The sequence below is a fragment of the Kitasatospora sp. NPDC018619 genome, assembly GCF_044391605.1.
Lineage (GTDB): Bacteria > Actinomycetota > Actinomycetes > Streptomycetales > Streptomycetaceae > Kitasatospora.
On sequence record NZ_JBISAI010000029.1, the window covers coordinates 1 to 19211 of the forward strand.

Here is a 19211-nt window from a genome sequence, read left to right on the forward strand (position 1 = left end):
GGGGGCGCCGGCCCGCGGGCGTCCCCCCGGGGCGGCCCCCCGGGGGGGGGGGGGGGGTGGGGGGGGGGGGGGGGGGGGGGGGGGCCCCCCCCCCCCCCTCGACAGGTGGTCCCGGGTGTGCCGGGCGCGACCCGGCACGACGGCCGCCGGCCACCAGCGACCAGGCACCGGCGACCAGGCATCAGGCATCAGGCACCAGCACTAGGCACCAGGCACCACCGGCCGGCCGGCCGCCGCCCTACTGCGGCCAGGCGGCGTCGATGTCGGCGGCGGTCTTCTGGATCGACTGCCCCTCGGCGAACCAGGCCGTCAGCGACTTCCACTCCTGCCCGGACCCCACGGCCGCCGGCATCAGGTCGGAGCCGTCGAAGCGGAAGGTCGCCGACGGGTCGGTCAGCGCCTCGGCCGACAGCTTGTCGATCGGGTCGGTGTAGAGGCTCTTGTCCACGCCCTGGTTGGCCGAGACCCAGCCGCTCGCGGTCCTCACCCGGCTGCTCGCCCAGTCCGAGCTGGACAGGTAGTTCTGCACCGCCTGCACCTCGGGCCGGCCGGAGAACGCCGCCAGGAACTCGCCGCCGCCCTCGACCGGGCTGGCGACGGACGGGTTCACCGCGGGCAGCCGGAAGGCGAAGACGTCCCCGTCCGGGCCGACCTTGGTGCCCTTGGGCCACTGCGCCTCGTAGAAGGAGGCCTGCTGGAGCATCAGGCACTTGCCGCTCAGGATCGGCGTGCCCGCGTCCTGGAAGGTCGTGGTGGCGATCGACTTCACGTCACCGAAGCCCGCGTTGACCCACGCCGGGTTCTGCATCCAGTCCGCGACCGTCTTCATCGCGGCGGTGATCTTCTGGTCGGAGAACTTCACCTGGTGGCCGACCCACTGGTCGTACACCTCGCCGCCGTACGAGCCGAGCACCACCTCCTCCAGCCAGTCGGTGGCCGGCCAGCCGGTGGCCGTGCCCGAGGCGATGCCGCCGCACCACGGCTTGGCACCGCCCGCCTTGGCGATCCGGTCGCTGAGCGCCATCAGGTCGGCCCAGGTCTTGGGCACCTCGTAGCCGGCCGCCGTGAAGGCCTTCGGCGAGTACCAGACCAGCGACTTCATGTTGGCGCTCATCGGGGCCGCGTAGAAGGTGCCGTTGACCGAGCCGTAGGTCTTCCAGATCGGGCTCCACCTGTCCTGGTTGGCGACGGTCTGGGCGGGCGGCTTCACCACCTTGCCGCTCTTCACCATCTGCGCCAGCAGGCCCGGCTGCGGGATGATCGCGAAGTCCGGGGCATTGCCGCCGGAGACCCGCACCGGCAGCTGGGACTCGAAGTCGTTCGAGCCCTCGTAGCTGATCCTGATGCCGGTGCACTTGCTGAACTCGGCCCAGGACTTCTCCAGGTTGTCCGACTCCGGGCTCAGGATCGAGGCGAACATCGTCACGGTGGTGCCCGAGTGGCCGGCGTACGGCTGGTACCGGGCGCAGTCACCGGGCAGCGGGGCGGCCGATCCGCCGCCACCGCCACCCGAACCACCGGAGCTGTTGGAGCAGGCCGCGGTCAGCGCCAGTGCCGCCACCAGGACGGGCACGGCGGTCAGGCGTCGGCGGTGGCTCTCGCACGGTGCGGTCGGGTTGGGGGTCAATGCGGTTCTCCTCGCCAGGGCGTGCTGCCGACGGTGGACTGAACGACATTGCGCTGTACCGGAGATGGGACCGCTGGGAGCAGCGGGACGGGCGGCCGAACTGATCGAAGACGTTAACGCAGCCGTCGGCCCGCGCCAAGGTGCGCGACTGCCCCCGACCGGAAACCCGGCCGGGGCGGTCGTGCGCGGAGTGAGGTCAGAACAGCCGGACCGGCAGCTCCAACAGGCTGTTCACCACCAGCGAGGGGCTCGGCCGCAGCTCCGCGTCCGGCACCGCGAGCGACAGCCCCGGGAAACGCTCGAACAGCGCGGGCAGCGCGACCCCGGCCTCCAGCCGGGCCAGCGGGGAGCCCGGGCAGACGTGCGGGCCGTGGCCGAAGGAGAGGTGGCGGGCCGGGTCCCGGGTGATGTCGAAGACCTCGGCCGTCACCCCGTGCTGCAGCGGGTCGCGGCCGATCGCGTTGTACGAGACCAGCACCGCCTCGCCGGCCGGGATCACCACCTCGCCGACCGGGACCGGCTCGGCGGCGAACCGGAAGAGGAAGTTGCTGGTCGGCGGCGTCCAGCGGAGCGACTCCTCCACCACCGCGTCCCAGGACACCCGGCCCGAGCGCACCAGCTCCAGCTGGTCCGGGTGGGCCAGCAGGGCCCGCACCGCGTTGCCGATCAGGTTCACCGTGGTCTCGTGGCCGGCCGCGATGATCACCCTCAGGGTGGCCGCCGCCTCCTCGTCGGTCAGCGCCCCGCCCTCGGTGTCGGCCGCCAGCAGCGCGCTCGCCAGGTCGTCGCCGGGTGCCGAACGGCGCTGCGCCACCAGGCCGTTGACGAAGGCGTTCAGCCCGGCGACGGTCGCCTGGATGCCCTCCGGATCCGGCTTGGTGCCGAAGAACCGCTCGTACAGGTCGCGCAGCAGGCCGTGGTCCGACTCCGGCACGCCCAGCAGCGAGCAGATCACCGTCATCGGCAGCGGGAAGGCGAAGGCCGTCTTGAGGTCCACCACCGGCTCGCCGGCCGCCAGCGCGTCCAGCAGCGCGTGGGTGGTCTCCTCGACGCGCGGGCGCATCAGCTCCACCCGGCGCGGGGTGAAGGCCTGCGCGACCAGCGCCCGCAGCCGGCGGTGCTCGGCGCCGTCGGTGGTCACCATGCTCGGGCCGGGCACCGCCAGGCCGATCAGCGGCCAGGTCGTCGGGACCTCGCCGCGCTGGTAGGCCGCCCAGTGCGCGGGGTCCTTCACCAGCCGGGCGTCCGTGAGCAGGTCGCGCGCGGCGGCGTGCTGCGTGACCGCCCACGCGGCGACCCCGCCGGGCAGCTCGACCGGCACCGCCGGGCCGGCGGCCCGCAGCAGCGCGCCCTCGGCCGCGTTGTCGCGGGCCAGCGGGTCGAGGACGATTCGGGCCGGGGCAGCGGTCATCGACAACTCTCCTTCGAACGGCGGGTGGTGGTGGGTCAGGCGGGCTGGCCGGGGGTGAACGAGACCGGCAGCGCCACCAGCCCGCGCACCCAGGCCGAGGGCCGCCACACCAGCGCGTGCTCGGCCACCGCCAGCCGGAGGTCCGGCAGCCGGTCGAGCAGCACCTCGATCGCGGTGGTGGCGATCACCTCCGCCGCCTCCTGCGCCGGGAACGGGCAGCCGTGCTCGCCGTACGAGTAGCTCATGTGCGCCCGGTTGCCCTCCGCCGGGCGGCCGTCCGGCTGCCGGACCGCCGGATCGGCGTTGGCCCCGGCGAAGCCGAGCAGGAGCATGTCCCCCTCCGCGATGCGCTGACCGCCCAGCTGGGTGTCGCGCACCGCCCAGCGCCCGGCGAAGATCTGGGTCGGGGTGTCCTCCCAGAGCGCCTCGTTCAGCGCCTGGCTGATGCTGCGCCGGCCGCCCGCCAGCGAGGCGGCGAAGCGCTCGTCGGTGAGCATCAGCCGCAGCGCGTTGGAGATCCAGTACGAGCTGGGCTGGTGGCCGGCGATCAGCAGCACCCGCAGGTCGCGCATCACCTCGTCGTGGGTCAGCCCGGCCGGGTGCGCCAGCATCCGCGAGGCGATGTCCGCGCCAGGGTGCTCGGCCTTCTCCTCGACCAGCGCGTGCATCAGCTCCAGCAGCCGCTGGGCGCCGGCCGGCGCGTCCGGCCCGCCGTCCAGCATGGCCAGCAGCGCCGTGATCAGCTGCGGCGCCTGCTCCTCGTCCAGGCCGAGCACCCGGCACAGCACCAGCAGCGGCATCCGGTGCGCGTACTCGGCGACCAGGTCGGCCTCGCCGCGCCCGGCGAACCCGTCGATCAGCCGGTCGGCGATCTCCTCGGCGTGCTTGCGCAGCTCGTACGGGTCGGTCCCGGCCAGCGCGTCGGTGACCGCGCGCGAGCGCCGTACGTGCTCCTCGCCCTCGGCGTAGAGGATCGAGGGGACGGGCGCCATCATCGGCTTCAGCGGCCAGTCGGGGGGCAGCGTCGCCCAGGCGTGCCAGCGGCTGGAGTCGCGGCCGAACAGCTGCGGCCGGCCGGTCACCTGCTGGAGCTCGCGGTAGCCGATGACCAGCCAGGCGGGCACGCCGCCGGCCAGCTCGACCGGGGCGACCGGGCCGTGCGCGGCGCGCAGCTCGCGGTAGAGCTGGGACGGGTCGGTCTGGAAGCGCGGCCCGTACAACGGCGTGGCGCCGGCGTGCGCCGGGCAGCCCGGCGGCGGGGTGGCGGCGGGCTCGGTCACGGGGTGCTCTCCTCGTAGATCGCGTCGGATGCTCCGGCGAGGGCGGCCAGGTGGTGGACCAGGGCGATCAGCACCTGCTTGCAGGACTCGCGGTCGCGCGCGTCGCAGTCCACCAGCGGCACCTCGGCCGGCAGGTCCAGGGCCTCGCGGACCTGCTCCAGGGTGTGGCTCGGCTCACCGAAGTTGTTGCGGGCCACGATGAACGGGGTGCCGTGGTGCTCCAGCCGGTCGATGGCGTACCAGGACTCCTCCAGCCGCCGGGTGTCCACCAGGACGACGGCGCCCAGCGCACCGCTGAACAGCCGGTCCCACAGGAACCAGAAGCGCTCCTGCCCGGGCGCGCCGAACAGGTACAGCACCTGGCGCTCGGACAGGGTGATCCGGCCGAAGTCGAAGGCGACGGTGGTGGAGCGCTTGCCCCAGGCGCCGGCCGGGTCGATGCCCTCGCCCGCCTTGGTCATCACCTCCTCGGTGTTCAGCGGGCGGATCTCGCTGACCGAACCGACCAGGGTGGTCTTGCCCACCCCGAAGCCGCCGACCACGACGATCTTCAGCGCGTTGTCGGCGGTCGCCCGCAGCGGGGTGCGCGGGCCGGCCGGCCGGACGGCGGCAGCGGCGCCCGCGGCCCGGGCGTCAGAGCTGTCGGAGGCCATGCAGCACCTGCTTCAGCGTGTCGAGGTCGGGCAGCCGGGTCTTGTTGGGCGCGAACCGCGGGTGGCGGGCGGTGACCGCCCCGGACTCCAGCAGGTCGCCGAGCAGGATCTTCACCACCGAGACGGGCAGCGCGAGCTCCGCCGCCACCTCCACCACGGCGGTCGGGGCCTCGCACATCCGCAGGATCCGGGCGTGCTCCGACTGCATCCCGGGCACCGGCTGCCGCTCGGCGACGATCAGGGTCACCAGGTCGAAGGCGTTCTCCGGAGCCCGGCTGCGTCCCCGGGTGATGGTGTAGAGGCGGTCCGGGTCCTCGTCGCGCCCCGGCAGCACCGGCCCCGCGTTCATATCGTCGCGCTCCCCTGCCCGGCCCCGCCTTCCGCCCCCCGGGCGGGCGCGCTGAGGTGGACCCCGATCTGCTCGATCAGGCCGTGCATGTTGTGGCCGACGACGCCGACGTCCGCCTCGTCGTCCGTGACCACCGCGAGGTGCGCGCCCTCGCCCGCCGCCACGATGCACAGGATGCCGCCGTGGAACTCGGTCATCGACTGGCGCACGCCGCCGCTGCCGTCGCCGAACTCGATCGAGGCGCCGTGCGCCAGGCTCTGCAGGCCGGAGGCGATGGCGGCCAGCTGGTCGGCCTGGTCGGTGCTCAGCCCGGCGGTGTGGCAGAGCTTGAGGCCGTCGGCGGACAGGACCAGGGCGTGCCGGGTGCCGGGGGTCGCCGCCAGCAGGTTCTCCAACAGCCAGTCGAGGTCGCGGTCGGTGGCACTGCTCATCAGGTGTCCTTCTCGGTGACGGGGGAAGCGTCGGGCATGGTGTCGGGGGCCGGGCCCGGCGCCCCGGCGAAGGTCGTGGCCGGCGCTCCTGCGGGGCCCGTGGCAGGCGCCCCGGCGGAGGGCTGCTCGGCCTCGGCCGGACGGGCGGCGGCCCGGCGGAACGCGCCGAACCGGGCGGCCGCACGCGCCGCGTCGGTGCCGGCGGGCTTCGCGGGCCGCTCCGCCGCGGGGGCGGCGGTGGCCAGCGTCTGTCCGCGGCGGCGCTGCGGCAGGCCGCTGTCGGTCATCCGGGCGGGTACGGCAGGTACGGCAGGTGCGGCGGGCAGGGCCGGCGGTGCGGTGGCGGTCCGGGTGCCACCCGCCGCGGGCGTCCCGACGGGCGTCCCGACGGGCGCCCCGACGGGGGTCCGCTGCACCGCGGGCGCCGGGGGCAGCGAGGCGGGCGCCGGGCGCGCCGAGGCGAGCGCGGGACGCGCGCCCTCCGCGGGTGCCGCCTGGGCCGGGACGGACGCCTGGAGGGGTGCCGGGGCGGTGGCCGGGGCCGGGTGGGTCACCAGCTGCTGCGGGATCAGCACGACCACGCCGGTGCCGCCGCGCGCCGACGGCCGGAAGGAGACCTGCAACCCGTGCTTGCGCGCCAGCACGCCGACCACCGCGAGCCCCAGCCGGGTGCCGGCCGAGAGCGTGGTGAGGTCCAGCGGCTCGGCGGAGACCGCCCGCTCGGCCCGGCGCAGCCAGCTGTCGCTCAGGCCCAGCCCGCTGTCCTCGACGGTGACCGCCAGCCCGGCGGGCACCTCCTCGACATAGACGTGCACCTCGGCCGGCGGGGCGGAGAAGTTGGTGGCGTTGTCCAGCAGTTCGGCCAGCGCGTGCATCACGCCCTCCGCCGCGTACCCGGCGACGGCCGCGGTGCTGGCGTTGTGCAGCCGCACCCGCTGGTAGGCGCCGATCCGGCCGAGGGCGCCGCGCAGCACCGACTCCACCGCGATCGGCTTGGCCCAGCGGCGGCCGGAGCGGGCACCGGTGAGCACCGCGATGCTGTCGGCCATCCGGCCCGCCTGGGCGGTCGAGTGGTCCAGGCTCAGCAGGTCGCCGAGCACCTCCTCGTCGTGCCGGTGCTGCATCTCGCGCAGCTCGGCGTGCATGCTCGTGGCCAGCGCCTGGACCCGCCCGGCCGCGGTCGCGCACACCGCCAGCGCGGCGGCCCTCAGCCGCTCGCCGCGGCCGATCTCCTCGCCGACGGCGCGCAGCAGCGCGTACTGGGGGTGCTTGCGGTGGGCGGCCAGCGCGCTGTCCACGGCCGCGCCCGCGCGCAGCTTCGCCACCACCTCGGGCAGCACGCCCTCGGTGATCCGGTGCAACTCGGCGCGTTCGGCCCCGGCCCGGGCCCGCTCGGCCTCCGCGGCGGCCCGCTCGGCGTCGAGCTCGGTCCGCAGCCGGGCCAGCTCGGCGTGCGCGGCGGTGACGTCCGCCTCGGCACGGGCCTGCTCGGCGCGGGCGGCGTCCCGCTCGGCGAGCGCGGCGGCGGCCCGGTCGGCGGCGGCCGTCTGGGCCTGCCGGGCCGTGCCCGCGACGACCAGCGCGGCCCGGGTCTCCTCGTGCTGCGCAGCCAGCTCCTCGGCCAGCCCGCGGGAGCGCTCGGCGCCGGTGGCCGCGAGGCCGACGGCGATCAGCCAGAGCACCGTGACGGCCCCCACCGCGAGGGCGGTGAGCGGCTGGTGCGAGCCGAGCGCCCGGGTGACGCCGACCGGCGCGGCGACCAGCGCCAGCAGGACGGCGGCCGCGGCCAGGGCGACGGTGCGCGGCGCGGGCCGTCGGCCCGATCGGCCGTCGGGGCTGGGGGCTTCTCTCATCGGTGCGGTCCTCGGCAACGTCGGCGGGCGGCGGCGCGGGCGGCGGGTCGGCGACGGTTGCGGCCGCCGACAGCTGGTCGGGCGCATACGGACCGCCCGGGACGTGTCAAAACGTCTCCGGGCGGCTGATCGGTTCACGCTTTCGGCCGATCATATCGATTCAGACATTGCCCTCAAGCGGCCAGTTGACGGACCATCTCCTTCCTCCACGCCACCCCCGTCCCGGAGCGACACCCCCGACGCCCACCCGAACCCCCGGTTCACACCCCGCGGGCCGCCGGGCCTGCGCCCGCCGAGCCGAAGCGGCGCTCCAGCACCTGCTCGAAGGTCCCCCGGCCCACCGCCCGGTCCGGCGTCAGGTTGCCGCCCTCCCGCAGCGCGCGGCCGGCCGCGCCCGGCAGGCGCAGCGGCAGCAGCACCCGGCGCCGGCCCGCCGCCCGCAGGTAGGCCTCGGCCAGCTCCCGGTACGGGCGCACCTGCGGGCCGCCCACCTCCGGGGCGAAGCCGGCGGGCTCCGCCCCCGCCAGGTCCGCGACCGCCTCCGCCACCTCCCGCACGTCCACCGGCTGGACCGCCGCCCCGCTCAGCACCGGGAAGAGCGGCAGCCTCACGGAGGCGTCGAAGAACCGCAGCAGCAGGTCGTGGAACTGCGTCGCCCGGAGCACCGTCCAGCCCAGCCCCGACTCCCGCACCACCCGCTCGCAGGCGAGCTTCGTCCGGTAGTACCCGATCGGCACCCGGTCGATCCCGACGATCGACACGTACACCAGGTGCCGCACCCCGGCCTCCCGGGCCCGCGCCACCAGCGTCCCGACCGCCTCCAGGTCCGCCTTCCGCTGCGTGGTCGCGCAGTCCACCACCACGTCGACGCCGGCCAGCGCCTCGGCCGTCCCGGCCCCGCTCACCAGGTCCCCGACCACCCACGCGACCCCGTCGCCCCCGCTCCGCACCCGCCGGCTCAGCCCCCGCACCGCCACCCCGCGCGCCACCAGCAGCCGCGCCACCTCCCGCCCGAGCGTCCCCGTCGCCCCGGTCACCAGCACCGTTCCCGTCACCACAGCACTCCCTCTCGGCAGAACCCGTCACCCCCACCGACCGGACACCACCCCCGAACGTGACATCGGCATCCCCGGGGACGCGAAGAAGCGGGGCGAGGACCGGGAAGGTCCTCGCCCCGCTTCAGGGGGTCACCACGGGGCCGCCGGGCCGGGCGGCGTCAGCTGCAGCCGCTGGTGGAGCCGCAGCCCTCGCACAGGTAGCAGCTGCCGGCGCGGCGCATCTTGGTGCCGCAGGAGAAGCAGAGCGGCGCGTCGGCGTTGAGGCCGAGCTGGATCTCCATCAGCTCCGTGGAGTTGTGGGCCTGCTTCGGGGCGGCCTTGGGCGCCTCGGCGGCCGGGGACGGCGCCGGGACGGTGGCCGGCCTGGCGGCGACCGGGGCGGACTGGGCGAGCGACTCGGTGTCGATCTCCTCGGCCTCCAGCGGCTCGTACGAGCCCGTCTCCAGGTGGCGCTGGCGCTCCTCGACGGAGTGGATGCCGAGCGCCGAGCGGGTCTCGAACGGCAGGAAGTCGAGCGCCAGGCGGCGGAAGATGTAGTCCACGATCGACTGCGCCATCCGCACGTCCGGGTCGTCGGTCAGGCCGGCCGGCTCGAAGCGCATGTTGGTGAACTTCGAGACGTAGGTCTCCAGCGGCACGCCGTACTGGAGGCCGACCGAGACGGCGATGGAGAAGGCGTCCATCATGCCCGCGAGGGTCGAGCCCTGCTTGGACATCTTCAGGAAGACCTCGCCCAGACCGTCGTCCGGGTAGGAGTTGGCCGTCATGTAGCCCTCGGCGCCACCGACCGTGAAGGAGGTCGTGATGCCCGGACGGCCCTTGGGCAGGCGCTTGCGGACCGGGCGGTACTCGACGACCTTCTCGACCGCGGCGGGGGCCTCGGCCTGCTCGGCCTTCTCCTCGGTGTCCTTCTTCTTGGCCGAGAGCGGCTGGCCGACCTTGCAGTTGTCGCGGTAGATGGCGAGCGCCTTGACGCCCATCTTCCACGCCTCGAAGTAGATCTCCTCGATCTCCTCGACCGTGGCGCTCTCGGGCATGTTCACCGTCTTGGAGATGGCGCCCGAGATCCACGGCTGGATCGCGGCCATCATCCGCACGTGGCCCATGGCCGAGATGACCCGCTCGCCCATCGCGCAGTCGAACACCTCGTAGTGCTCGGGCTTCAGGCCCGGGGCGTCCACCACGTTGCCGTGCTCGGCGATGTGGGCGACGATCGCCTCGACCTGCTCGTCCTGGTAGCCGAGGCGCTTGAGGGCGCGCGGGACGGTGCCGTTGACGATCTGCATCGAGCCGCCGCCGACGAGCTTCTTGAACTTGACCAGGGCCAGGTCGGGCTCGACGCCGGTGGTGTCGCAGTCCATCATCAGGCCGATGGTGCCGGTCGGGGCGAGCACCGAGGCCTGGGCGTTGCGGAAACCGTTCTGCGCACCGATCCGCAGCACGTCCTGCCAGGTCTTGTTCGCGGCCAGCCAGACCGGGGCGTCCAGGTCGTCGTACGAGACGGCGTCCAGGGAGGCGTCGGCGTGCTGCTTCATGACCCGCTGGTGCGGGGCCGCGTTGCGGGCGTAACCGTCGTACGGGCCGACCACGCCGGCGAGTTCGGCGCCGCGGCGGTAGGCGGTGCCGGTCATCAGCGAGGTGATGGCGCCGGCCAGGGCGCGGCCGCCGGCGCTGTCGTACGCGTGGCCGGTGGCCATCAGCAGCGCGCCGAGGTTGGCGTAGCCGATGCCGAGCTGGCGGTAGGCGCGGGTGGTCTCGCCGATCTTCTCGGTGGGGAAGTCGGCGAAGCAGATCGAGATGTCCATCGCGGTGATGACCAGCTCGACGACCTTGGCGAAGCGCTCGGCGTCGAAGGAGTCGTCCTCGCGCAGGAACTTCATCAGGTTCAGCGAGGCGAGGTTGCAGCTGGAGTTGTCCAGGTGCATGTACTCCGAGCACGGGTTGGACGCGTTGATGCGGCCGGACTCCGGGCAGGTGTGCCAGTGGTTGATCGTCGAGTCGTACTGGATGCCGGGGTCGGCGCAGGCCCAGGCGGCCTCGGCCATCTTGCGGAAGAGCTTCTTCGCGTCGACGGTCTCGATGACCTCGCCGGTCATCCGGGCGCGCAGGCCGAATTCGGTGCCGTTCTCGACGGCGGTCATGAATTCGTCGTTCACGCGGACCGAGTTGTTGGCGTTCTGGTACTGGACGGAGGTGATGTCGTCCCCGCCGAGGTCCATGTCGAAGCCCGCGTCGCGCAGGGCGCGGATCTTCTCCTCCTCCTTCACCTTGGTCTCGATGAAGGCCTCGACGTCCGGGTGGTCCACGTCGAGCACGACCATCTTGGCCGCGCGGCGGGTGGCGCCGCCGGACTTGATGGTGCCGGCCGAGGCGTCGGCGCCGCGCATGAAGGAGACCGGGCCGGAGGCGTTGCCACCGGAGGAGAGCAGTTCCTTGGAGGAGCGGATCCGGGAGAGGTTGAGGCCGGCGCCGGAGCCGCCCTTGAAGATCATGCCCTCTTCCTTGTACCAGTCGAGGATCGACTCCATGGAGTCGTCGACGGCCAGGATGAAGCAGGCGCTGACCTGCTGGGGCTGCTTGGTGCCGACGTTGAACCAGACCGGCGAGTTGAAGCTGAACACCTGGTGGAGGAGGGCGTGGGTCAGCTCGTGCTCGAAGATCTCGGCGTCGTCCTTGGACGCGAAGTAGCCGTGCTTCTCGCCGGCGGCGCGGTAGGTCAGCACCACGCGGTCGATGATCTGCTTCAGGCTCCACTCGCGCTGCGGGGTGCCGACGGCGCCGCGGAAGTACTTGGACGTGACGATGTTGACGGCGTTGACCGACCAGAAGTCCGGGAACTCGACGCCGCGCTGCTCGAAGTTGATCGAGCCGTCGCGCCAGTTGGTCATGACGACGTCGCGCCGCTCCCAGCGGACCGCGTCGTACGGGTGCACGCCAGGAGTGGTGTGGATGCGCTCCATCCGCAGACCGCCCTTCGGGCCCTTGGCACCCTTGGCCGCGGCCTTCTCGGACTTCGACCCGCGTGCGGAACCGCTCGTGGTGTCTGTCACTTCTCGCTCCTCCTCCTGGGCAAACGCCCGAAGCGCCCTGAAAAGTCCGGGCACTGCTGGTTCGTTCTTCCGGTGTGCGGGCAGGCGGAGACCTCGCCTGCTTGCGCACGGTTTGTAGTGTTCCGTGCCCCGGTTTCGGGCACGCGTGGGCCCCGCGGGGCCTGGGTGGTGCGGATCGGGGCCCGCGGGGGCCCGGGGCGCCTCCTAGGGCGCGGCGGCCGCGACGGACACGCAGGTGCCGTCCGCCTCGGCGGTGCGGGGCCGTTCCGCGCGGAGTTCCGCGATGGCGGCCTCGAAGTCCTCCAGCCCGTCGTACGCCTGGTACACGGAGGCGAAGCGCAGGTAGGCGACCACGTCGAGCTCCTTGAGCGGGCCGAGTATGGCCAGCCCCACGTCGTGGGTGGTCAGCTCGGCGTTGCCGCTGGCGCGCACGCACTCCTCGACCCGCTGGCCGAGCTGGGCCAGCGCGTCCTCGGTGACCGGGCGGCCCTGGCAGGCCTTGCGGACGCCGGTGATGACCTTCTGCCGGGAGAACGGCTCGGTGACGCCGCTGCGCTTGATGACCATCAGCGCGGCCGTCTCCACCGTGGTGAAGCGGCGGCCGCAGTCCGGGCACTGCCTGCGGCGGCGGATGCAGCTGCCGTCCTCGGTGGTCCGGCTGTCGACAACGCGGCTGTCGGAGTGCCGGCAGAAGGGGCAGTGCACCTCGGGATCCCTCCCTGGCAGAACGTTCGGACCTGTCGAGTCTATGCGATGCGCCCCCGGCCTCGGCAAGCTGATCATGCGCGGCGACCACTAGTACTGGGCACGGAGAGGACTGTAGCCACTACATCTAGGACTCTGGGGGAGGTGAGCACCGTGGCGTGTCGGCGTCGCGACGGCGCCGATTAGACTGCCGGGGTCGAGTTCCGCTCGAACATTTACTCGATGTACAACAAAGCCTTGATCGAGTCAGTCAACTCCCGAATAATTCACTCGAACGTGTGTTTGGCGCAACCTTTCGATAGGAGGCGCGTTGGGCTGGAAAAGGGAGAGGACAGCCGTCGAGAGGGGCCGCCGTGAACACGATCGAAAGCAACACCATCCCGGTGCAGGAACACTCCCAGTTCAAGGTGGGGCAGCGCACCACGAATCAGCAGGGTGTGGACATCAGCATGGACCGTAGCGAAGACCACCGCCTCTCCGGCACGGCCCTTTCCGGGGCACCCCGCGTGCCCGACCAGCCGATCGAACACTCCGCCGCCATGGACGACTCCCACCCCTCCCCCGCCCGCGCGATGCCCGGCCGCCCCCCCGGCATCCGGACGGACGAGGCGGGCCTCACCGAGCGCCAGCGCCGGGTGATCGAGGTCATCCGGGATTCCGTCCAGCGCCGCGGGTACCCGCCGTCCATGCGCGAGATCGGCCAGGCCGTCGGCCTGTCCAGCACCTCCTCGGTCGCCCACCAGCTGATGGCGCTGGAGCGCAAGGGCTTCCTGCGCCGCGATCCGCACCGCCCGCGCGCCTACGAGGTCCGCGGTGTCGAGGTGGCCCGTCCGAACACCGCCGAGACGGCCGGCCGTCCCTCCACCTCCTACGTCCCGCTGGTCGGCCGGATCGCCGCCGGCGGGCCGATCCTGGCCGAGCAGACGGTCGAGGACGTCTTCCCGCTGCCCCGCCAGCTGGTCGGCGAGGGCGAGCTCTTCGCGCTCACCGTGCGGGGCGACTCGATGATCGAGGCCGCCATCTGCGACGGCGACTGGGTCACCGTGCGCCGCCAGCCGGTCGCCGAGAACGGCGACATCGTGGCCGCGATGATCGACGGCGAGGCCACCGTCAAGCGGCTCAAGCGCGAGGACGGCCGGATCTGGCTGATGCCGCACAACCCGGCGTACGAGCCGATCAACGGCGACAACGCGACCATCCTCGGCAAGGTCGTCGCGGTCCTGCGCCGCCTCTGACGGCCGCGCGGCGACGCCTCCGACGGCCGGCCGCACCGCCGCCTCCGACGCCCGCGCACGCCGCCGCACACCTCCGGCGGCCACCCGTACTGCCCACCGACGGCCACCCCCACCGCACACCGGAGAGGGGCTCCACCGCGACCGCGGGGAGCCCCTCCGACGTACTGGGGGCGCCGGGGCCCGCCCGGGGCCCCGGCGGGCCCTCAGCCCCGCTTCACCACCGGCCGCACCGGCGCCGCCGAGGCGTCGATCGCCGCCAGCGAGCGGCGCACCTGGTTGCGGTCCGTGGTGTACCAGAACTCCGGCATCGAGGACCGGAAGAAGCCCCCGTACCGCTTGGTCTCCACCCGCGGGTCCAGCACCGCGACCACGCCCCGGTCGTCGGCCGCACGCACCAGCCGGCCCGCGCCCTGCGCCATCAGCAGCGCCGCGTGCGTCGCCGCCACGGCCATGAAGCCGTTCCCGCCGCGCTGCTCGACGTCCTTCTGGCGGGCGCTCATCAGCGGGTCGTCCGGCCGGGGGAACGGGATCCGGTCCATCACGACCAGCTGGCAGGCCGATCCGGGCACGTCCACGCCCTGCCAGAGCGAGAGCGTGCCGAACAGGCAGGTCGACGCGTCCGAGGCGAACTCCCGGATCAGCTCGCCCAGGGTGTCCTCGCCCTGGAGCAGGATCCGGTGGTCCAGCCGCTCGCGCATCGCCTCGGCGGCCGTCTGGGCGCCGCGCATCGAGGAGAACAGGCCCAGCGTCCGCCCGCCGGCCGCGCCGATCAGCTCGGCCAACTCGTCCAGCATGTCCGGCCGTTCGGGATCGCGCCCCGGGTCGGCCAGGTGCCTGGCGACGTACAGGATGCCCTGCTTGGGGTACTTGAACGGCGAGCCGACGTCGATCCCCCGCCAGTGCGGCACCGCGTCCTCGCCGAAGCCCGCCTCGGCGTCCGGGTTGTCCCCGGGGGTGCGGACGTCCGGCAGCCGCGCCTCGGAGGGCAGGCCGACCGAGGCGGCGACGCCGTTGAAGTCCCCGCCGAGCTTGAGCGTGGCCGAGGTGAGGACGACCGAGCGCTCCTTGTACAGCCCCTCGCGCAGCAGCCCGGAGACGCTCAGCGGGGCGACCCGCAGCGAGGCGGTGCCCAGCCCGTAGCGGTCGCTGCGCTCGATCCAGACCACGTCGTACTCGGAGTCCTCCAGCAGCCGCTCGGCCGTCTCGTGCAGCGTCTCGGCCGAGGCCATCGCCTGCTTGCGGACGGCGTCCTCGTCGCTGAGCCCCTTGTCCCGCGTCTCCCCCAGCGAGGTGATCACCTGCCGGGCGGCGTCCCGGATCGCGGTGACCGCGTACGCCAGGTACTCCGGCAGCTCCTCGACACGGCCGGGCTGGGCCGTCTCCATCAGGCCGTGGTAGTTCTCGGCGGCGGCCTGGAGCGCGTCCACCGCCTTCTCGTTGGCCAGCCGCGCGGCCCGCTTGACCGCCCGGTTGACGGCGCCGACGGTCAGCTCGGCGGTGGCCGCGCCGGTGACCCGGTTGACCAGCTCGTGCGCCTCGTCCACGATCAGCAGCCCGTGCTCGGGCAGCACCGGCGCGCCCTCGATCGCGTCGATCGCGAGCATCGCGTGGTTGGTGACCACGACGTCCGCCAGCTTGGCCCGCTCGCGCGCCTTCTCCGCGAAGCACTCCTGCCCGTACGGGCAGCGGCTGGCGCCCAGGCACTCCTTGGAGGTGACCGACAGCTGGGCCCAGGCCCTGTCGGAGACGCCGGGGCTGAGGTCGTCGCGGTCCCCGGTGTCGGTCTCGTCGGCCCAGTCGCGCAGCCGCAGCACGTCCTGCCCGAGCTTGCCGGTGGGCCCGCCGAGGGCGTCCACCGCGTCGAACAGGCCCTCGCCCTCGTCGCTCGGGGTGCCCTCGTTGGCCCGGTGCAGGCACAGGTAGTTCGAGCGGCCCTTGAGCATCGCGAACAGCGGGCGGCGGCGCAGCACCGGGTGCAGCGCCTCGACGGTGCGCGGCAAGTCCCGCTCCACCAGCTGGCGTTGCAGCGCCAGGGTGGCGGTGGCGACCACCACGTGGTCGCCGTGGGCGAGCGCGGGGACCAGGTAGGCGAGGGACTTCCCGGTGCCGGTGCCGGCCTGGACGAGCAGGTGCTCGGCGTGGTCGACGGCGTCGGCGACGGCCTCGGCCATCCGGACCTGGCCGGGGCGCTCCACGCCGCCGACGGCCGTCACCGCGGCGTGCAGCAGCTCGGGGATCCGCGAGCGCGGGACGGCGACGGCTTCCGCGGCGTCGTCGCCGGGGTCCGCCGCCGCCCGGGGCTCGGAGTCGTGGGATTCGGAGTCGTTCGTCATGACCCTCCCAGCCTACGGGGCGGGGGTGACAATCCGGTCCCGCTGCCCGGGCGTCCGCACGTCCACGGCGACCAGCGCGTTCGGCACCGTCCCGTACCGGGCGGCGTGCGGGCGGTGCGGGCGGTCCTGGTAGCCGTCCAGCAGCAGCCGGTTGCGGTTGAGGCAGAGCCGGTCGATCCGGGGGCGGAACAGGTCGAACAGCTCGAAGCGCTCGGCCAGCTCGGGGAAGCGGTCCTGGTAGCGCAGCACCTCGGCGCGCAGCAGGGCCCAGAACTCGGTCTCGGGCAGTCCGGTCTGCGCCTCCAGCAGCGGGGCGAGGTAGCGGAACACGCCGATGAACAGCCCGGAGTGGATGAACTGGCAGAGCCCCTGGGGGCTCTCCCGCAGCAGCACCTCGGCGACCTCGGCGGGCAGGCCGTGCAGCTCCGGCAGGCTGTGGGCGCTGAGGTTGACGTCGTCCACGAAGTCCTTGACCGCGAGCCGGGCCGGCGCCTCGCCGGCGTCGAAGACCACGATGGCGTTCTCGCCGTGCGGGGAGAAGACCAGCCCGTAGCGGTAGAGGAAGTGCAGCAGCGGCGGCATCATCGCGGCGAACAGCCGGGCGGTCCAGTCCCCGGGGAGGAGGCCGGAGCGGTCGATCAGCTCGGCGGCGAGCGCCCGCCCGTCGGAGCCGCTCTGGAGCAGCGAGGCCAGCGTGCGGGCCCGCTCGCCGCCGTCCAGGAAGGGGCCGAGCGGCTGGCGCCAGATCGCGCCGAGCAGCTCCTTGTACTGGTACGGCGCCTCGGGCAGCTCGCGGTAGAGCGGGTGGTCGACGGTGACGGAGGCGATCTCGCCGAGCAGGATCACCCGGCACTCGTCGCGCAGGTACGGGTCGGCGTCGCGCAGCCCGAGCAGCCAGGCGGTGACGGTCGGCGCGGCCAGCGTGCGCTCGACCGGCAGGCCGCGCCAGACCAGCGTGTTGAGGATGGACAGTGGCAGCTTGACGGTGCAGCGCTCGGGGTGGGCGGTGTTGAAGAAGGAGCGGATCGACTGCTGGGGCAGCCGTGGGTCGCCGTCCGAGGGCAGCGGGACGATCTCGCCGGAGGCGATCCACGGGGCGAACAGCGTCAGGACCGTCTCGTCCCACTGCCAGGGGTGGACGGGCAGCAGCAGGTAGTCCCCGGCGTCCGGGCCGAGCGCGGCGCGCAGCGCGTCCACGTCGTCCAGCTCGCGGGCGTACAGCTGCTCGGGCCGTTCCAGGCCGGGCACGCCGCGGTACTCGGCGAGCCGGCGGTGCACCGCGATCCAGGGCAGCGGGCGCGGGCTGCGGGCCTCGGGGGCCCAGCGGGCGGCGTCGGCGGCGGAGAAGCCGATCCGGCCCTTGTTGGGGACGATCCAGGGGTGGCCGGTCTGCCGGCCCTCCAGGGCGGCGTGGTCGAGGTCGGCGAGTTCGGCGGCGGTCAGCGCGGTGGCGAGCTGGCGGGCGTCGGCGGTGAGGGTGGCGCAGAGCTCGCGGATCAGGTGGCCGGTGGTCTCGCCGCGCAGGCCGAGGGCCTGCCGGGCGTACGGGAGGAAGCGCAGCGGGTCCAGGCCGTCCGGGCGGGAGCAGCGCACGGACTCCGGGTCGACCTGCCAGCTGTCGTAGGCGCCGCGCCGGGCGGTGAAGCGGTACTCGGCCTCGGGCAGCTCCAGCCGGTACTCGCCGGGCGCGTCGCCGGGGACGGGCCGGAGCAGTTCCTCGTAGGCGAACTCGCCCAGCATCTTGGCCAGCAGGGCGCGGCCGGCCCGCTGCCAGTGCCCGGTGGTGAGGTGCGGGGGCAGGTGGAGCGGCGGTTCAGCGGCCGACGGTTGCGGCACGGGTCAACTCCTGGGGGCGGGGGACGGCGGTGGTCCGGTCGACGGGGGTCCGGTCGAAGGACGCGGGGGCGGGGACGGGCGGCGCGAAGCCGGTCCAGGCGGTGCGGTCGGGCAGCCGGTGGACGGTGCGGCCGGTGACGGCGTTGAGGATCACGGCGGCCCGGTGGGCGCCGAGCCCGAGGTCGGGGGTGCCGACGCCGTGGGTGTGCAGCTCGGCGTTCTGGACGTACAGCCCGCCGGTGAGCTCCGGGCGGGTGGCGACCCGGTGGTCCAGGTCGACCCGGTAGCGCCCGGCCTCGTCCCAGTCGATCAGCTCGGCGAGCGGTTCGAGGGCGGCCGGGCGGGCCGCCCGGTAGCCGGTGGCGAGCACCACGGCGTCGGTGCGCAGCAGGTGCTCGGTGCCGGAGTCGGTGTGCCGGCAGTGCAGTTCGAGGCCGCCGCAGGGGCCCTGGCGGGCCTCGGTGACGGCGGTGCCGGGGGTGATCTCGACCGGGGCGGTGTCGATCGGGCGGCCGATGGTGCGCTCGTAGAGGTGGTCGTGGATCTCGGCGAGGGTCTCCGTGCTGGCGGCCTTGTGCAGCTGCCACTGGGCGTCGACCAGCGCGTCCCGGACGGCTGCGGGCAGGCCGTGGAAGTAGCGGGTGTAGTCGGGGGTGAAGTGCTCCAGGCCGAGCTTGGAGTACTCCATGGGGGCGAGCGCCCTGGTCCGGGTGAGCCAGCGCAGCCGGACGTCGTCCCCCTCGTGGCGGCGGAGCAGGTCGAGGAAGACCTCGGCGCCGGACTGCCCGCTGCCGACCACGGTGATGTCCCGGGCGCCGGCCAGGTCGGCGCGGCGGTCCAGGTAGTCGGCGGAGTGGAAGGCCCGCGGGTGGCCGGCCAGCGCGGCGAAGGCCTCGGGGAGCACCGGCCTGGTGCCGACCCCGAGGGCGAGGTTGCGGGCCCTGGCCTCGGAGCGCCGGCCGGTGGCGGTGTCGGTCAGTTCGACGCGGTACCAGGGCGCGTCCCAGCGCAGCGCGGTGACCTCGGTGCCGAAGCGGCAGTTGGCGAGCCGTTCGGCGGCCCAGCGGCAGTAGTGGTCGTACTCGCGGCGCGGCAGCTGGAAGCGCTCGGCGAAGTAGAACGGGAACAGCCGGTCCTGGTCGCGCAGGTAGTTGAGGAAGGACCACGGGCTGGTGGGGTCGACCAGGGAGACCAGGTCGGCGAGGAACGGCACCTGCATCCGGGCGCCGTCGACCAGCATCCCGGGGTGCCAGCGGAACTCGGGGCGCTGGTCGCAGAAGAGCGTGCGCAGGCCGGGGACGGGCTCGGCGAGTGCGGCGAGCGAGAGGTTGAACGGGCCGATGCCGACGCCGAGCAGGTCGTACGCGGGGGGTGTCGAGGTGTCCACGGG

General features: G+C 73.8%; 14 protein-coding genes. 1 reads left to right on the forward strand and 13 read right to left on the reverse strand.

Going from position 1 to position 19211, the window contains the following annotated elements; translation table 11 throughout:
* Positions 1 to 238: 238 nt before the first annotated feature.
* The 10 genes from ACH5AR_RS31245 to nrdR form a co-directional block, all read right to left on the reverse strand.
* Positions 239 to 1627: an ABC transporter substrate-binding protein gene (locus ACH5AR_RS31245; protein ID WP_396304898.1), complete on the reverse strand. Its 1389-nt coding sequence runs from the start codon at positions 1625 to 1627 to the stop codon at positions 239 to 241.
* 196 nt (positions 1628 to 1823) lie between these two features.
* Positions 1824 to 3038: a cytochrome P450 gene (locus ACH5AR_RS31250; protein ID WP_396304899.1), complete on the reverse strand. Its 1215-nt coding sequence runs from the start codon at positions 3036 to 3038 to the stop codon at positions 1824 to 1826.
* Between the two features lie 35 nt (positions 3039 to 3073).
* Positions 3074 to 4318: a cytochrome P450 gene (locus ACH5AR_RS31255; RefSeq protein WP_396304900.1), complete on the reverse strand. Its 1245-nt coding sequence runs from the start codon at positions 4316 to 4318 to the stop codon at positions 3074 to 3076.
* A complete protein-coding gene (locus ACH5AR_RS31260; RefSeq protein ID WP_396304901.1) occupies positions 4315 to 4971 on the reverse strand; it encodes a GTP-binding protein in 657 nt (218 codons plus the stop codon). Before ACH5AR_RS31260 ends, ACH5AR_RS31255 begins: the two co-directional genes overlap by 4 nt.
* Positions 4952 to 5320 carry a DUF742 domain-containing protein gene (locus ACH5AR_RS31265; protein ID WP_396304902.1) on the reverse strand — a complete coding sequence of 123 codons (369 nt, stop codon included), beginning with the start codon at positions 5318 to 5320 and terminating at the stop codon, positions 4952 to 4954. Before ACH5AR_RS31265 ends, ACH5AR_RS31260 begins: the two co-directional genes overlap by 20 nt.
* Complete coding sequence (locus ACH5AR_RS31270) at positions 5317 to 5751, reverse strand: roadblock/LC7 domain-containing protein (protein WP_396304903.1); 435 nt, start codon at positions 5749 to 5751, stop codon at positions 5317 to 5319. Before ACH5AR_RS31270 ends, ACH5AR_RS31265 begins: the two co-directional genes overlap by 4 nt.
* A complete protein-coding gene (locus tag ACH5AR_RS31275) occupies positions 5751 to 7604 on the reverse strand; it encodes a sensor histidine kinase (protein ID WP_396304904.1) in 1854 nt (617 codons plus the stop codon). Before ACH5AR_RS31275 ends, ACH5AR_RS31270 begins: the two co-directional genes overlap by 1 nt.
* A 260-nt stretch (positions 7605 to 7864) precedes the next feature.
* Positions 7865 to 8659, reverse strand: coding sequence for an SDR family oxidoreductase (locus tag ACH5AR_RS31280; protein ID WP_396304905.1), 795 nt, complete (start codon positions 8657 to 8659; stop codon positions 7865 to 7867).
* A 161-nt stretch (positions 8660 to 8820) separates the two neighbouring features.
* Positions 8821 to 11712, reverse strand: a complete 2892-nt coding sequence (locus ACH5AR_RS31285; protein WP_396304906.1) for a vitamin B12-dependent ribonucleotide reductase — start codon at positions 11710 to 11712, stop codon at positions 8821 to 8823.
* 204 nt (positions 11713 to 11916) lie between these two features.
* A complete protein-coding gene (gene nrdR, locus ACH5AR_RS31290; RefSeq protein WP_396304907.1) occupies positions 11917 to 12417 on the reverse strand; it encodes a transcriptional regulator NrdR in 501 nt (166 codons plus the stop codon).
* 539 nt (positions 12418 to 12956) lie between these two features.
* On the opposite strand from nrdR, the gene lexA reads away from it, so the two are divergent.
* On the forward strand, positions 12957 to 13652 hold the full coding sequence (gene lexA / locus ACH5AR_RS31295; RefSeq protein WP_189922451.1) for a transcriptional repressor LexA: 696 nt from the start codon (positions 12957 to 12959) through the stop codon (positions 13650 to 13652).
* A gap of 203 nt (positions 13653 to 13855) precedes the next feature.
* Here the strand turns inward: lexA and ACH5AR_RS31300 are convergent, their stop codons facing one another.
* The 3 genes from ACH5AR_RS31300 to ACH5AR_RS31310 are packed head-to-tail and all read right to left on the reverse strand — an operon-like array spanning position 13856 to position 19208.
* The gene (locus tag ACH5AR_RS31300; RefSeq protein WP_396304908.1) at positions 13856 to 15985 is read right to left on the reverse strand and encodes an ATP-dependent DNA helicase; all 2130 of its coding nucleotides are present in this window, start codon (positions 15983 to 15985) and stop codon (positions 13856 to 13858) included.
* Positions 15986 to 15997: 12 nt separating this feature from the next.
* Positions 15998 to 17821, reverse strand: coding sequence for an IucA/IucC family protein (locus tag ACH5AR_RS31305; RefSeq protein ID WP_396304909.1), 1824 nt, complete (start codon positions 17819 to 17821; stop codon positions 15998 to 16000).
* The gene (locus tag ACH5AR_RS31310) at positions 17799 to 19208 is read right to left on the reverse strand and encodes a lysine N(6)-hydroxylase/L-ornithine N(5)-oxygenase family protein (protein ID WP_396304910.1); all 1410 of its coding nucleotides are present in this window, start codon (positions 19206 to 19208) and stop codon (positions 17799 to 17801) included. The genes ACH5AR_RS31305 and ACH5AR_RS31310 overlap by 23 nt, the downstream gene beginning before the upstream one ends.
* Positions 19209 to 19211: the final 3 nt, after the last annotated feature.